Source organism: Oscillibacter sp. UBA6647 (assembly GCA_002455655.1).
Lineage (GTDB): Bacteria > Bacillota > Clostridia > Oscillospirales > Oscillospiraceae > Oscillibacter.
This window is the reverse complement of record DKLF01000142.1, coordinates 1-14,051: the sequence shown is the minus strand read 5'-3', so window position 1 is coordinate 14,051 and position 14,051 is coordinate 1. Positions and strand designations below refer to the sequence as shown.

The window sequence follows — 14,051 nt, the reverse complement described above, 5'->3', positions numbered from 1 at the left end:
ATCCGTCATTGAAGGACGCCTCGGCGTGTTCGAAAACCGCATCGCGTCGCTGCTGTTCAAGCTCACCGTGCAACTGGACATGGCAATGAACCTCCTCGCCGCCTACTTCAAGTTGGATGAGGATACCATGCGCCGCCAGCGCGCGGAGAGCGTCAGCAATGTTAAGCGCACCAACGGACAGCTCAGCTTTGAGAGCATTGCCCGCAGCAAGGATGAGGCGTGATGGCAAAGCTGATTTTGAAAAGCCCCTATCTCAAGTGCGGTGGCAAAGAAAAAGTCAGCGGCTATCTGCGCTACATCGCGACGCGGGAGCGTGTCCAGCGCATTGCCGACGACCGGCCCGCCACACAAAAGCAAGAACAGCTTATCACGAAATTGCTCCGTGATTTCCCAGACGCAAAAGAGCTACTGGAATATGAGACTTGGGAGGCGGCGCATACCAAACGCGCCGCCTCCGCCTTTATCTCCACAGCACTGGAGTGCAACTGGTCGGCGGTCAGCCGCTCAGAAGTCTACATGAAGTATATTGCCACTCGCCCCCGTTCTGAGCGGCTGGGTACGCACGGGCTTTTCGGCGACAGCGACGACGTCGATCTGGATAAGGCCGCGTCGGAGTTGGATTCCTACACCGGCAATGTGTGGACGCACATCCTCTCACTCCAGCGTGAGGATGCCGTCCGTCTTGGCTATGATAATGCCAAAGCGTGGCGGAATCTTCTCCGCGCGCACCGCGACGAGATTGCGGACGCCATGCAGATTCCGCAAAACAACTTCCGCTGGTACGCCGCTTTCCACGATGAAGGCGACCACCCACACGTGCATTTGATGGCGTGGTCATCCGATCCCTCTCAGGGCTATCTCACGCAGGCCGGCATTCACAGCATCCGCTCAGCGCTCACGAACGACATCTTCAAACAGGAGATGCTGCATCTTTACGAGCAGAAAAGCGAGTCCCGAGATGAGCTGGTGAAAGAGGCGCGGCGCACCATGCTGGAGCTGGTGCGGCAGATGCAAACCGGCATTGCCAATCACCCAGAGGCGGAAGCTCTGATGCTGGAGCTTTCTCAGGCGCTGGAAACGGTGAAGGGAAAGAAAAGCTACGGCTATCTTCCAAAATCCGTCAAGGCACTGGTCAATGAGATTGTCGATCAGATGGAGCGGCTGCCTGTCGTGTTCGAGTGCTATGACCGCTGGCTGGAGCTGCAGGGGCAGGTAGACGCCTACTACACCGGCGAGCAACGAATGCGACTGAAGCTCTCCGAACAAAAGGAGTTCCGAGCCGTTAAGAACGCGGTCATCCAGGAGGCGGAACGCATCCGGCAGGACACGTTCACTTTTGAAGATGCCGAACCGGCGGACGCACCGGAGAATGAGGACTACGCCACCAACTGCTACTGGACGCTAAAGGAGATTATCCAAGACGAGACGGAATCGCTGGAAGAACGGGACACCGCCGTGTTGGAGCTGCGGAAGTTGGCTGATGGCGGCGACGTCTACGCCCAATATTTTCTCGGAACGATCTACCGCGACGGCGGTTTGCTGATTCCCGACCCAAAGCTGGCCATCAACTGGTTCTATCAGGCAGCACGGCAGAAGCTCCCCGTCGCCCAGTATCAGCTTGGGAAACTGCTGCTCTCCGACGATGCCGCAATCCGTGACCCACCGCTCGGAATCGAGTGGCTGGAGATGGCGAAGGAAAACGGAAACGCCCAAGCCGCCTACCGGCTGGGCAAGGAGTATCTCGCGGGAACGCACGTGCCGCAAGACGCGGCAAAGGCGGTGGACTGCCTGACGGTCTCCGCTAAGAATGGAAACCAGTACGCCCAGTACACGCTGGGCAAGTTGTATCTGACCGGGTCCGTAACGAAACGTGACATACCCACGGCAGAACACTGGTTTTTACGATCTGCCCAGCAAGGAAATCCGTATGCACAATTCTTCCTCGACCGCATGGATTCCCTCAAGCCAACCTCCGTCATGCTATCAACGACCCGGCTGCTTCATCACATGAGCCGCATCTTCCAGGACAACTCTCTGCCGAAGTCCAGCCCCGTGGGAATGCAGATCGACCGCAAACGGCTGCAAAAGCTTCGGGAGAAGAAGATCGCCATGGGGCATAAGCCGGACGATCACGAGGAATACACCGGCCCAACCATGTCGATGTAACCCGTCCCCCTTTACGCAACGAGGGGGAAATAAATCAACAAGACGCAGAACAACAATTAAAAATACTTCCGCCGCGATGCGGAGAAAGGACAACCATGAAAAAATCACAATTCAAATCCTTCGAAGAGCTACCCCTGATGCTGACGGTGCCGGATGTCTCCAATGTGCTGGGCATCGGTCTCGCCAACGCCTACAGCATTGTACGACGCCCGGATTTTCCCTCCATCACGCTGGGCTCCCGCATCATTATTCCGCGGGATCAGTTTACCGAATGGATCGCAAAGCTCACCGAAGAAAAGGGAGAAATCCATTGAAAACAGTAGCTATTTACTCAATTCTGTGGTATTGGTTGGTGTTGCGGAAAGTCAGGAAAAGGAGGTTATTTCATGAGTAAAAGACGAGCGAACGGCGAAGGCAGCATCCGAAAAAAGCCCAGCGGCAGCTGGGAAGGGCGCTATACCGTAGGCATCGACCCGGCCACCGGCCGCGCCATCCAGAGAAGCGTGTCCGCCAAGACGCAAACTGAGTGCAAGGAAAAACTGAAACGCGCTATTGCCGACAACCGCGGCGTGTCCATTAATCATACGGGCGACTACACCGTGGCCGAATGGTGCCGTCTGTGGTTCGAGACCTACAGCAAGCCCAACCTGCGGCCCAATACTGTCCGCAACTACGCCAACGTCCTCGAGCAGCATATCATTCCCGCCGTCGGAAGCATCAAGCTGCGGCAGATCATGCCGATCCACATTCAGCGGATGTACAACGACATCCGGGATCACGGCCGGGTCAAGCGAGGTAAAAAGATGGAGGATTTCACCCTGTCGGGCGGTTTCGTGCGGCGGACACACATGGTGCTGCACAGCTGCCTGCAGCAGGCGGTGAAGGAACGCCTCATTCCGTATAACCCCTGCGACGGCTGCCGCATCCCCAAAAAGGACAAGCCCGAGATGAAGATCATCCCGCCGGAGCAGGTCGGGACCTATCTGCGCGAGGCGGAGGCCTACGGTGTGCTGCCCATCTTCTATCTGGAGCTGACCAGCGGCCTGCGGCGCGGCGAGCTGGTGGGGCTGCTGTGGGAGGATCTGGACGTGCAGCACCGCATCCTGTCGGTGGACAAGCAGGTCACCCGCATCGACGGCGTGCTGACCGTGACGGTGCCCAAAACGGAAAACTCCGTCCGCAAGGTGGCAATTCCCCAACAGGCGGTGGATCTTCTGACTGCTGAGCATGAGAAGCATCTTGACAATCCCATTATGTTTCCGTCTCCCAAAACGGGAACGTACTGGAGTCCGGATGCCCTTGGGCGGGTACACAAAAAGCTGCTGAAAAGCGCCGGCATCGACATTGCCGTGCGCTTTCATGACCTTCGGCATACGTTCGCCACCATGGCGATGCAGAGCGGCGTGGACGTCAAGACACTCTCCAGTATGCTGGGACATTATTCGGCAGGCTTCACACTGGACACCTACACCCATGTGACGAACGGGATGCAGCAAAGCGCCGCCGACAAGGTCGGCGGATTCATGGCCGAGGTCACAGGCACCGCCCCCGCCCCGGAGCCGCCCGATCCGGAACCGACACCCACGGAAAGCGGCTGCAAGATCATCCCCTTCGAGAGAGTAGGATAACAGGACACAAACGCAAACCTCCCATGGAGGCGGAAACCTCCATGGGAGATTCTTAACGATCCGGAAATCCAAAATAGATGCCGTAATAGTTGCCCAGGCAAGTTTCATCCAGAGTTTATTCGTCAGATATTTGATGTGTTAATCCTTAGCGTGTTCTTTCCTGACCCCCTTGAAGGGTTCTCCATCCTGCTTTACATCCATAAATTTTCCGGTATCAGAATCCCGTTTTACCCACTGCTCTGTTTTGGGGTTGAATGTTTGAGCGCGGTTTTTAACCGCTCCTTTTCTGGCGTTGTCACCAACTGGTGCATTTTTTGCCATAGTAAACACCTCTTTCAATTTGTTTGTTTTTTGAGTTGTAAGGCGGTAAAATCAATGATCTTGCTGCTTGTAAGCGTTCCTGCTGGAAGGTCGAGTAAGTACTCAACCTCCGTTGCCTTAATGCTCAGGCCACACTCATCAGCTAATGCTCTCATAAATTCATCTGGTGTAAATACATTTTCCTGCAAAAGCATCAATACTGACGCTTTTAATAACGCTGGCCCAGCTGTTATTAAAACATCATCCAAAGGTTCTTCTTTGCGTTGCCCCCTGCGTTGCATAATCCGAATAAGGGTTTGGTAATCATCCATTGTAATAACACCCAACTTTTCTGCTCTGCGAATCATTGCAGCAATTGACACTTTCCATTTCTTTTTTAGCTGTTTGTAATAAGAAATTGTCGCAGGCCCTGCGAGTGCATCCTTCAAAAATGCTTCTTTAGGGAGCAGAAAAGCTGCAGCGAATTCATTCGCTTGACGCTCTCTTGCCCGGAATTCTTCCTTGGAAAACTCCTCTATATCTTCGCTCCATTCATGAAGGCAGATGTGTCCAAGCTCATGCGCAATATCAAAGTGAAGTCGAGCGGCCGAAGTCTTGTTGTTTGAGTAGGCTATCAAGTAGGTAGACGTACTTCCCGTACCAACCAATTCGCTAAATGCATCCACATCATCGTTACTTGTGCAAAAAGAGGTCACCAATATGCCGTGCTGTTCCACAACTGACACCAGATTGTCGATAGGGCCAAGTCCCAAATCCCATTCTTTTCGCAGTTCATAAGCGGCACCTTCTGGTGATGTGTCTTCAGGCAGTTTGAGCTGTTCAAACGTGGGAAATTCAATATAATCCTGTAAGAGAGCATAAACCTGAGATAAAAACTCCATCTTAACGATTTGCTCACTACGGTATTTTTTGTTGGTGGTTAAAAGGGATCTGAAATAGACCGTTCCCGACGTAATTGGTGGTGTATTCTCAAAGAAATAATTAATCGGGAAATCCAATTCACTTGCAATACGTCTGACAAGACCCTCATCTGCCGGGCGGCTTTTTGAAATCTCATACATTGACAATGTCTGACGCTGACTACTTACTCTATCTGCTAATTCAGCAACGGTTAATCCTCTATATATTCTTGCTTTTTTCAAACGTTCTCCGTTAAACTGACTGAAATTCATATAAGTTGCTCCTTTAGCGTAATCTTAACTGTTCTCCTCACGCTTCTTTTCTTCAGTGCGCAATCTCGGCCTGTTCTTTTGACGCTCAGTGGCTTTGGGCTTGAGTTTAAGACCACGGTTGGGTTTATTTTCAGGCAATTCCGGATTATCAACTTTTTCGACTACGTCACTCTCGGCGGCAGAGATAAATTTGGTCCAGTCTTGATCGCACCCCCGGGCTATATCTAATTCGGGAGTCACCTTGACAGCACGAATGTGAGCAAGCCGGTAACCGACTGTGTCAAACAGAACGAGAACATGGTTTCTGACCATGGGGACATCCCCGCCCAAATCACTTAGCAGGTTCTGGACCAGCTCTGCAAGACGGCTTTCATCCGAAAAGCTGTTTGGCAATAATGTCATCTGGTTTTGATCAGCCAGCAGATCCTTATTAAACTGTTTCGCAAGCATATCAAGGTAATGCATTTTGGTTCTCTTTGACTGGTGATTACGCAAGTCATTGAAACGTTTTTCCCGCATGAAGGTAATGATGCACTGAGACGTCTTCTCATAGACTACAATCATTTCCCATGGCCCCCGGTGAGCAGAGACAATGGTACAGGATTCCACGTCCAAAGACTTGAAAATATTTGTATTCAGCAAATCCCATATTCTCGAAGGGACACTGTTTGTTGTCCGCAGGTCGTTGCGATGTATGTCGATGAGAATGTCGTCGCCAACTGCGTCTTCGATGCAGCTAACTATTTTTGAAATGATTTCCTCCGGGAAGAACCAGCTATCGACGTCCATATTGTGCCTCCTCAGCGTTGATGACATAATCATAGGCGTTTACATCTAAAATGTCAACATCTTTCTCATAGAGAAATATAAGCTGTGAAAAGAGGCACCTCATTTTGAACCATCAGATAGCGTATTTGATAAATCAATACAGCGGCAAGATACTGCCTACCATTACCGAGATGTAGCTTAAATTTCCGCTTTCCGTCCTGTTAGGGATGGGTTAGGGATTTGCGCATTCAGGCGGCGGATTATTCATCCGCCGCCTGCTTTTTTGGCCTGTCAAATCGACCTGATTTGAAGCATAATTGAAATTTCAGAAAATTGAAAAATAGGAACAAATAATGTGAAAAATCCGCTGAAATCAACCGATTTCAGCGGATTCTTGGTCCGAGTGACAGGGTTCGAACCTGCGGCCTGATGGTCCCAAACCACCCGCGCTACCAACTGCGCTACACCCGGATATTGACTTGCCTATTCACTTTTCGCCGGTTCTCCCAAACCACCCGCGCTACCAACTGCGCTACACCCGGATATTTACTTTTCGGTTTCTGGAAATTTCACTGTCTGTGGTCAAAGCTGTGGTCAAATGCAATTTTGGGGTACTTTTGGATGGGCGGTCACATCCCGCAATCGCCCATGTTCCAAGGGCTTCCGGCGTTTCGGTTTCACTCGGCTCGGATACTGGCACGGCACTCCCAAACCAGGCGCGCTACCAACTGCGCTACACCCCGATATTCACCTTTTTGTCCGTTGCGCGCCAGTTCCCAAAACCACCCGCGATGTAGGCACGCCTGCCCAAATCTTACCTTCACCTATTTATACACCACGGGCGCGATGCAGCCGTTATAACATATATAATTGCTGCCGCGTTGCTATTATACCAGCAACGCGGGCGAAGTTCAAGAAAAATTACACGCAGGCGTTCCGCAGGCACTCCGCCGCCCTATGTACCTATTTGAATCCGAGGCCGTCTCTCAGACAATCTCTTTAATTTTATCCAAGTCCGCGCTGCACAGCGCTTCCAGATTGTCAAAAATTTTTTTAGGCACCCAGTCCCACCATTTTAGACGCAGCAAACAGTCTATTAGCTCGTCTTCAAACCGCTTGCGCAGAATTTTGCAAGGGTTCCCCCCGGCAACAGCATAGGGCGGAACATCCCTTGTGACCACGGAGTTTGCCGCAATAATTGCCCCGTCTCCGATGTGCACGCCCGGCATCACAGTGACATTCTGCCCAATCCACACGTCGTTTCCCACCACCGTATCTCCCTTGAATGGCAGGTCTTCCAGCGCCGGGGTCGCTTTCTCCCAGCCGCCGCCCATGATGTTGAAGGGATACGTGGTAACGCTGCACATACGATGATTTGCGCCATTCATTACAAACTCAACGCCCTTGGCAATGGCGCAGAATTTTCCAATAATCAACTTATCGCCTAAAAACTCATAGTGGTGGGTGACGTGACTCTCAAACTGCTCCGGGCCGGTGTTGTCGTCATAATAGGTGTACTCCCCCACCAAAATATTGGGCCGGGTCACCACATTTTTAATAAAGCACACGCTTTTGATAGCCTCATTGGGGTAAATTGCGTTGGGATTTGGCCCGTATTGCATTTCAAACCACCACTTTCATTCATCGCTCCGACTTTGGCGCTGCATTCCAATCTACCACAGGACCAATAATGTCCACCCTTTTCCTTTATGTGTTTGGCTCCCTTATGATAACACATTTACGCGCACAGGTAAAGGCATGGCTTCCCTTTCAGAACGCCATGCCTTTTTCCCCTTCATGGAACGACCGGTTTCCTATCCCTGACGGAGTTTCTTAAATGAACAGGTTCACATTGGACTCCTCCGCGTCGCCAAGGTACGCGCCCACGCCGCCCAGCTCCACGCCCTCGATCAGCTCTTCTTCTTTAATACCCATGACATCCATGCTCATGGTGCAGGCCACAATTTTTACGCCCTGCTTCATGGCCTTTTGGATCAAAGCCTCCAGAGAGTCTACATTTTTGTCGTTCATGATTTTCTTCATCATGGCAGTTCCCATCCCCGCCATATTCATCCGGGAAATTTTCAGCTTCTCGCTGCCCCGGGGCAGCATTCCGCCGAACATGGATTCCATAAAGGTTTTCTTTATCGGCTGCTTTTCCGCCTTACGCAAGGCCGTCAGCCCCCAGAAGGTGAAGAACATGGTCACGGGACGGCCCATGGCCGCCGCACCGTTGGCAATGATAAAACTGGCCAGCACCTTATCCAAATCGCCGGAAAATACAATAATGGTCTTTCCCTGCGGCGTGTCGATCACCTGCGTCCCCGGGCCGACAGGAGCGCCCGCCGCGCTTGCCGAAGCAGTTGCCGTCGGCTCCGCCATGCCCTTGCGCACCAGCGCCACATAATCCGTCCCCCGCCGCTCGCTGACGATCAGCGTGTTTCCCGTGCGGCGGCACCATGCCCCGATATCCTTCACAAAGCCGGGGTCAGAGGCGGTGACCTCCAACGTTTCCCCATCTCCCATCTCCTTCATGGTTTCAAACACCTTCATAATGGGACCGGGACATTGCAGGCCGTTGCAGTCCAGCCGGATTGTCTCTTTGGGGACGACGGTTGCGGCGCTTTCCGCCGCTTGCCCGTTGTCTGAACCCGGCTGGGCCGACTGAACTGTCTCCCCAAACTGCCGATAATGGGTAGACTGATAAAACCGTGTCCCGGCGGGATACAGCAGGATATTGGTAAAGCCCTTTTGCATCAGGACGCGGGACGCGTTATAGGAGCGCACACCAATGGCGCAGAACACCAAAACGGGCTTCGTGCGGTCCACCTCGTCCAGCCGGTCCCGTAACTCTCCAAGGGGAATGTGAAGGGCGCTTTCCAGCGGAAATGCCATCCGCTCCGCATCCTCCCGCACGTCCAGCAAAACCGCGTCCGGTAGCTTTTCCACCGCGTCCCAGTCCGAGAAGCGGATTTTCCCGGTAAGGACGTTTTCCGCTGTAAAGCCCAGCATATTTACAGGGTCTTTGGCGGAGGAATAGGGCGGAGCATAGGCAAGTTCCAGCTCCGCAAGCTCCCGAATGCCGCCGCCAAGCCGCAGGGTTGCCGCGATGGTGTCAATCCGTTTGTCCACCCCGTCATAGCCCACGATCTGCGCGCCGAACAACTTCTTTCCGTCCATGGAGAACAGAATCTTCAAAAACATTGGCACCGCGCCGGGATAATAGCCCGCGTGGGAGTTCTGCGTAATCACCGCCCGCTCATAGTCTCGGCCCGGAAGCATGCCGCGCTGTGTAAGCGTCTTTTCATTGACGCCCGTAGTCCCTGCGGTCAGGTCGAACACCTTGAAAATAGAGGTGCTCTGCGCACCCCGGTAAACCGAGCTGCCACCTGCGATGTTGTCCGCCGCAATGCGGCCCTGTTTATTGGCGGGGCCTGCCAGCGGGGCCATGGCCCGCCCGCCGAACACCAGTTCACCCACCTCCGCGATGTCGCCCACGGCGTAAATATCTGGGTCCGCCGTGCGCAGCAAATCGTCCACCACCACGCCGCCGCGCTGATTCAGCTCCAGTCCCGCAGCCTTGGCAAGCTCGTTATTGGGGCGCACGCCGATGGACAGCACCACGAAATCCACGGTGACCTCCCGTCCGCTTTTCAGCACGATGGTCACCTGTTTCCCGTCGTCCCGGAACGAGTCCACTCCATCACCAAGGGACAGATGCACGCCGTTTGCCTCGATGTTTTCGTGCAACACCTGCGCCATCTCATAGTCCATGGGGGCCATTACCTGATCCAGCATTTCCACAATGGTGGTATCCAGACCAGAATGGTGGAGGTTTTCCGCCACCTCCAGTCCGATAAATCCGCCGCCGATGACCGCAGCAGAGCGTGCGCCGCTCTCCCGGGCCATGGCCCGCAGCCGGTCAGTATCTGGCACAGTCCAAAGCGTGCGGATACGGGGAGAGTCGATACCGGGGATGGGCGGGCGGATGGGAGAAGAGCCGGTGGCCAGCACCAACTTGTCGTAAGGCTCCTGATAAACCTCGCCCGTGGCAAGGTTTTTAATTTCTACGGTCTTTTTCTCCCGGTCGATGGAAAGGGCCTCATTCTGCGTGCGCACGTCTACCCGGAACCGCTGGCGCATCACCTCGGACTTTTGCACCAGCAGCGCGTCCCGGGAGCGAATCACGTCTCCTACATAATAAGGCAGCCCGCAGTTGGCGTAGGATATGTACTCCCCCCGCTCCAGCAGAACGATTTCCGCCTCCTCGTTCAGTCGGCGCAGCCGCGCAGCGCAGCTTGCTCCTCCGGCGACGCCGCCGATGATCACGACCTTTGACATAGCTTCTCCTCCTTGTCGTGCAGCCCTCTTTAGGCGCACGTCTATTTTTTAACAGTATATGCCCGCCGCTTCGGTTCTTCTGTGACGTTGTCACCGTCAGCGGCGGATTCCTGCCCGGTTAAAAAATTGACAGGCGAAAAATAACGGGTATAATCATAGTAGTATATAAACAGGCGGCGCTTCTCCAAAAGGCCGCCGTGACGGGAGGCGTTGGCGCATGGAGCTGGAGGAATATTTTCCGGTTTGGAAGGAGCTGACCGAGAGAGAGCGGGCGCTGCTGGCAGGCGCGGCGGTGCGGCGCTTTGCGCCCAAGGGGACGCTTTTGCACGCCGGTGCCGCAGACTGCGTGGGCCTGATGATCGTGCGCTCCGGGCAGCTTCGGGCGTTCATTCTCTCCGACGAGGGGAAGGAAATCACCATTTACCGCCTGTTTGAGCGGGATATGTGCCTGTTTTCCGCCTCCTGCATTATGAAGAACATTCAGTTTGACATTGCCGTGGAGGCGGAGAAGGACGCGGAGCTGTGGGTGATTCCCTCGGACGTATACAAACGGCTTTCCGACGGTTCTCTTGCTGTGGCGAATTACACCAATCAGTTGATGGCCGCCCGGTTTTCCGAAGTGATGTGGCTGGTGGAGCAGATTATGTGGAAGAGCTTTGACAAGCGCCTTGCGGAATTTCTTCTGGCGGAAAGCACGCTGGACGGCGGCGACGTGCTGCGGATTACGCACGACAAAATTGCCGCGCATCTGGGCACGGCCCGGGAGGTGGTCACCCGGATGCTGCGCTACTTCCAGTCGGAGGGCATGGTGTCCCTCTCCCGGGGCGCGGTGGAGCTGACGGACCGGGATCGGCTTCAGGCGCTGGCAGGCTGAAACATCAAAAGCTTTCGTGGTCTAATGTTCCGAAAAGAATTTGGTCCTATCATAATTTAAGAGGCTGAGGAATTTACTTCCTCAGCCTCTTGCTTTGCATCGCCCGCTGGCGGTAAATCCATTTTTAAAATCACGGGGCGGGTCTCTTGACCGCGTTTACTCGCCCAGATATTTCATAATCGCCTCACCCATATAGTGGGCGGTGCCGGTTCCATAGCTGTCCAGCGTCTCTGCAAAACGGTCGTCCGCGCCGTATAGCTGCCCCATGTTCCGGAGTTTTTCCCGGTCGCAGCCGCCATGGTACGCGGCCATGTGCGCCTGCCATTTCTCCACCAACGCCTGTGCCTCCGGGCAGGCGGGGTCATTTTCCGGAGCCAGATTCGCAAACGCCTGCGCCAGCCGGTCCGTTCCCGCCTGCTCGCCGCTGGCGCCGATATAGTCTGCCATCGCGTGTCCTCCTCAGCTTCCGCACTGGGCGGAAATTTTATTGAAAAGCGCAAGAAGCTCCTCCATGGAGGTCTGCTTCTTTTCCGCTCCCGCTCGGTCCAGCACCGCCTGTCCCCGGTCCATCATCAGCAGCCGGTCGCCGTATTCCACGGCGTAGCGCAGGTTATGAGTCACCATCATGGCGGTGAGCCGCTTCTCCCGCACGATTTTGTCCGTGAGAAGCATAATCACCTCGGCGGTTTTGGGGTCCAGCGCCGCCGTGTGCTCATCCAGAATCAAAAAACGCAGGGGCGTCATGGTAGCCATCAGCAGCGCCACCGCCTGCCGCTGTCCGCCGGAGAGGGACCCCATTTTTACGTTCAGCTTATCCTCCAGCCCCAGTCCCAAACCCTCCAGCTCGGTGCGGTACGAATCGATCCGCTTTTTGTTCACGCCCCGGCCAAAGCCGAAGGACTTCCCTTTGTTGTCTGCAAGAGACAGGTTTTCCAGCATGGTCAGATTGGGGCAGGTCCCCATGGACGGGTTCTGGTACACCCGGCCCATGGTGGCATAGCGCTGAAAGTCCTTCTTTCTAAGAATGCTCTCGCCCGCCACCAGCACGTCCCCGTTTTCCACGGCGATGGACCCACAGATGATGTTCAGCAAGGACGTTTTGCCGGAGCCGTTGCTGCCCACGATGGACACAAACTGCCCGTCCTCCACGGAGAGAGAAAATTTGTCGAACAGGCATTGCTCCATCATGGAGCCGGGGTTGTAGATTTTTGTAACTTCCCGCACCTCAAGCATGGATAATCTCCTCTCCCTTCCGGCCCGAAGCCACCAGCACCAGCAAAAACAGCACGGCGGTGATCAGCTTCATCATATTGGGGGGCAGGCCCAGGCTCAGCGCCATAGCGATGCACAGCTTATAGAGAACGCTGCCCACAATAACGGCGGTAGTCCCCTTCACAAAGCTGAGACGGCGGAACAGGGCCACGCCGATAATCACCGAGGCAAGGCCGAATACCACCTGCCCAGTGCCCATGGTTGCGGAGAAGCTGCGGGTTTCGTGGCACACCAGCGCGCCGCCCAGAGCAACCAAAGCATTTGACAGCACCAATCCCTGGAGCTTCACATTGCCCCGGTCCTTGGCAAGGGAGGTGACGAGCGCTGCGTTGTCCCCCACCGCCCGGAGAAGCAATCCCGCTTTGGTAGTAAAAAACGCATCCATCAGCAGCTTTACGGCAAGAACGACCACAAGCGCCACAATCAGCTTGCGGTACGTCAGGCTCAGTCCGCCCAGCAGCGCCATGGTGGGTCCTGCGGTAAAAATGGTGTCCACGCTCCGCTCCACCGTCAGGTTGGAGCCTGCAATCTGCAAGTTGATGGAAAACAGGGCCGTCATGGTGATGATGCCCGCCAAAAGATCGCGGACATGCAGCTTCACATGGATGAAGCCGGTAAACAGCCCCGCCAGCGCCCCCACCGCAAGCGCTGCCAACAGCGTCAGGTATGGATTAACGCCCCGGGTCAGCAGTACGGCAGTGACTGCCGCCCCCAAAGGAAAGCTGCCGTCCACGCTCAGATCAGGGAAGTCCAGAATGGAATAGGTGATGTACACGCCGAATGAAATCAGCGCATAAATCAACCCTTGTATCAGGGTGCCCACAATCAGGTCGGTCATGCACGGCCCCTCCTTTTCAAGCATTTTTATGTAGGATATAAAACGCACCGCGCGGTACTCCGCCGCTTTCGCGGCAGAGTACCGGCGCGGAGCTTTGCGAATTTAAAATCAGGCCGCCGTGTCAACCTCCACCGCGCTTTGAGCGATGTCGGCGGGGAGCGTGATTCCCATGCCGTCCAGCGCGTCGGAATTGACATAGTTGCTGTAAGATGCAATGGTTTCAAAGGGGATGTCGGCGCAGGCGGCCTCGCCCCGGATGACCTTGGCTGCCATGGCGCCGGTCTGGCGGCCCAACTGGACATAATCAATTCCGGCGGAGGCAACACAGCCCAGCTTCACCTGCTCGATTTCAGAGCCGTACACGGGCACGCCCGCCTCGTTGGTCTTTTCCAGAACGGCGGCCAGAACGCCCACAACGTTGTTGTCCGTGAGGTTGGAGAAGCAGTCCACCTTGCGGGAGAGCAGGGTGTCCGCGGCCTGCGGCACCTCCGCCTGTGCGGTGACGCCCACGGCGTCGATGGTGAACCCGTAGTCCCCCGCCTTGGCCTCATACTCGGCAACGGCGGACACGGAGTTTGGCTCGCTGGTGGTATACAGAATGCCGATGGTCTTGGCATCGGGCTGCAATGCCCGGATGAGCTGAAGCTGTTCGCTCACCGGCAGCAGGTCGG

General features: G+C 54.9%; 13 protein-coding genes, 1 tRNA gene and 1 pseudogene. 5 read left to right on the top strand and 10 right to left on the bottom strand.

All coding sequences use genetic code 11. The annotated features are described in order from the left end of the window. The 4 genes and pseudogenes from B2W96_RS10485 to B2W96_RS10470 form a co-directional block, all read left to right on the top strand. Positions 1 to 223: pseudogene (locus B2W96_RS10485) on the top strand (hypothetical protein); the annotation flags it as partial. Beyond that, positions 223 to 2,166, top strand: a complete 1,944-nt coding sequence (gene mobP3 / locus B2W96_RS10480) for a MobP3 family relaxase (RefSeq protein ID WP_293010240.1) — start codon at positions 223 to 225, stop codon at positions 2,164 to 2,166. The pseudogene B2W96_RS10485 and the gene mobP3, both read left to right, overlap by 1 nt. Positions 2,167 to 2,261: 95 nt before the next feature. Then, a complete protein-coding gene (locus B2W96_RS10475; RefSeq protein ID WP_293010239.1) occupies positions 2,262 to 2,480 on the top strand; it encodes a helix-turn-helix domain-containing protein in 219 nt (72 codons plus the stop codon). Between the two features lie 72 nt (positions 2,481 to 2,552). Continuing rightward, positions 2,553 to 3,794: a tyrosine-type recombinase/integrase gene (locus B2W96_RS10470; protein WP_293010238.1), complete on the top strand. Its 1,242-nt coding sequence runs from the start codon at positions 2,553 to 2,555 to the stop codon at positions 3,792 to 3,794. A 138-nt stretch (positions 3,795 to 3,932) separates the two neighbouring features. Here the strand turns inward: B2W96_RS10470 and B2W96_RS10465 are convergent, their stop codons facing one another. From B2W96_RS10465 to B2W96_RS10440, 6 genes are all read right to left on the bottom strand, one after another. Continuing rightward, positions 3,933 to 4,115 carry a hypothetical protein gene (locus B2W96_RS10465; protein ID WP_293010237.1) on the bottom strand — a complete coding sequence of 61 codons (183 nt, stop codon included), beginning with the start codon at positions 4,113 to 4,115 and terminating at the stop codon, positions 3,933 to 3,935. 14 nt (positions 4,116 to 4,129) lie between these two features. Further along, positions 4,130 to 5,287 carry an XRE family transcriptional regulator gene (locus B2W96_RS10460; RefSeq protein ID WP_293010236.1) on the bottom strand — a complete coding sequence of 386 codons (1,158 nt, stop codon included), beginning with the start codon at positions 5,285 to 5,287 and terminating at the stop codon, positions 4,130 to 4,132. Positions 5,288 to 5,311: 24 nt separating this feature from the next. Further along, entirely contained in the window at positions 5,312 to 6,076 is a 765-nt protein-coding gene (locus tag B2W96_RS10455) for a DUF5986 family protein (RefSeq protein WP_293010235.1), read from the bottom strand. A 374-nt stretch (positions 6,077 to 6,450) separates the two neighbouring features. Then, positions 6,451 to 6,526, bottom strand: a tRNA-Pro gene (locus B2W96_RS10450). Between the two features lie 515 nt (positions 6,527 to 7,041). Then, positions 7,042 to 7,677 (bottom strand): Vat family streptogramin A O-acetyltransferase, encoded by a 636-nt coding sequence (locus B2W96_RS10445; RefSeq protein WP_293010234.1) that lies wholly within the window; start codon positions 7,675 to 7,677, stop codon positions 7,042 to 7,044. Between the two features lie 211 nt (positions 7,678 to 7,888). After that, positions 7,889 to 10,396 carry an FAD-dependent oxidoreductase gene (locus B2W96_RS10440; protein ID WP_293010233.1) on the bottom strand — a complete coding sequence of 836 codons (2,508 nt, stop codon included), beginning with the start codon at positions 10,394 to 10,396 and terminating at the stop codon, positions 7,889 to 7,891. Positions 10,397 to 10,613: 217 nt separating this feature from the next. On the opposite strand from B2W96_RS10440, the gene B2W96_RS10435 reads away from it, so the two are divergent. Further along, positions 10,614 to 11,270, top strand: a complete 657-nt coding sequence (locus B2W96_RS10435) for a Crp/Fnr family transcriptional regulator (protein ID WP_293010232.1) — start codon at positions 10,614 to 10,616, stop codon at positions 11,268 to 11,270. A gap of 156 nt (positions 11,271 to 11,426) precedes the next feature. Here B2W96_RS10435 and B2W96_RS10430 read toward each other — a convergent pair whose 3' ends face one another. The 4 genes from B2W96_RS10430 to B2W96_RS10415 form a co-directional block, all read right to left on the bottom strand. Further along, entirely contained in the window at positions 11,427 to 11,717 is a 291-nt protein-coding gene (locus tag B2W96_RS10430; RefSeq protein ID WP_293010231.1) for a TipAS antibiotic-recognition domain-containing protein, read from the bottom strand. 12 nt (positions 11,718 to 11,729) lie between these two features. Beyond that, positions 11,730 to 12,503, bottom strand: a complete 774-nt coding sequence (locus B2W96_RS10425) for an ABC transporter ATP-binding protein (RefSeq protein WP_293010230.1) — start codon at positions 12,501 to 12,503, stop codon at positions 11,730 to 11,732. Then, on the bottom strand, positions 12,496 to 13,380 hold the full coding sequence (locus B2W96_RS10420) for an ABC transporter permease (protein WP_293010229.1): 885 nt from the start codon (positions 13,378 to 13,380) through the stop codon (positions 12,496 to 12,498). The genes B2W96_RS10425 and B2W96_RS10420 overlap by 8 nt, the downstream gene beginning before the upstream one ends. A gap of 108 nt (positions 13,381 to 13,488) precedes the next feature. Next, a partial coding sequence (locus B2W96_RS10415) for an ABC transporter substrate-binding protein (protein WP_293010228.1) occupies positions 13,489 to 14,051 on the bottom strand: 563 nt, incomplete at its 5' end.

Excerpts from the sequence above, each read along its gene's own strand:
- mobP3 (WP_293010240.1), top strand. The coding sequence starts at position 223 with ATGGCAAAGCTGATTTTGAAAAGCCCCTATCTCAAGTGCGGTGGCAAA.
- B2W96_RS10475 (WP_293010239.1), top strand. The coding sequence starts at position 2,262 with ATGAAAAAATCACAATTCAAATCCTTCGAAGAGCTACCCCTGATGCTG.
- B2W96_RS10470 (WP_293010238.1), top strand. The coding sequence starts at position 2,553 with ATGAGTAAAAGACGAGCGAACGGCGAAGGCAGCATCCGAAAAAAGCCC.
- B2W96_RS10465 (WP_293010237.1), bottom strand. The coding sequence starts at position 4,115 with ATGGCAAAAAATGCACCAGTTGGTGACAACGCCAGAAAAGGAGCGGTT.
- B2W96_RS10460 (WP_293010236.1), bottom strand. The coding sequence starts at position 5,287 with ATGAATTTCAGTCAGTTTAACGGAGAACGTTTGAAAAAAGCAAGAATA.
- B2W96_RS10455 (WP_293010235.1), bottom strand. The coding sequence starts at position 6,076 with ATGGACGTCGATAGCTGGTTCTTCCCGGAGGAAATCATTTCAAAAATA.
- B2W96_RS10445 (WP_293010234.1), bottom strand. The coding sequence starts at position 7,677 with ATGCAATACGGGCCAAATCCCAACGCAATTTACCCCAATGAGGCTATC.
- B2W96_RS10440 (WP_293010233.1), bottom strand. The coding sequence starts at position 10,396 with ATGTCAAAGGTCGTGATCATCGGCGGCGTCGCCGGAGGAGCAAGCTGC.
- B2W96_RS10435 (WP_293010232.1), top strand. The coding sequence starts at position 10,614 with ATGGAGCTGGAGGAATATTTTCCGGTTTGGAAGGAGCTGACCGAGAGA.
- B2W96_RS10430 (WP_293010231.1), bottom strand. The coding sequence starts at position 11,717 with ATGGCAGACTATATCGGCGCCAGCGGCGAGCAGGCGGGAACGGACCGG.
- B2W96_RS10425 (WP_293010230.1), bottom strand. The coding sequence starts at position 12,503 with ATGCTTGAGGTGCGGGAAGTTACAAAAATCTACAACCCCGGCTCCATG.
- B2W96_RS10420 (WP_293010229.1), bottom strand. The coding sequence starts at position 13,380 with ATGACCGACCTGATTGTGGGCACCCTGATACAAGGGTTGATTTATGCG.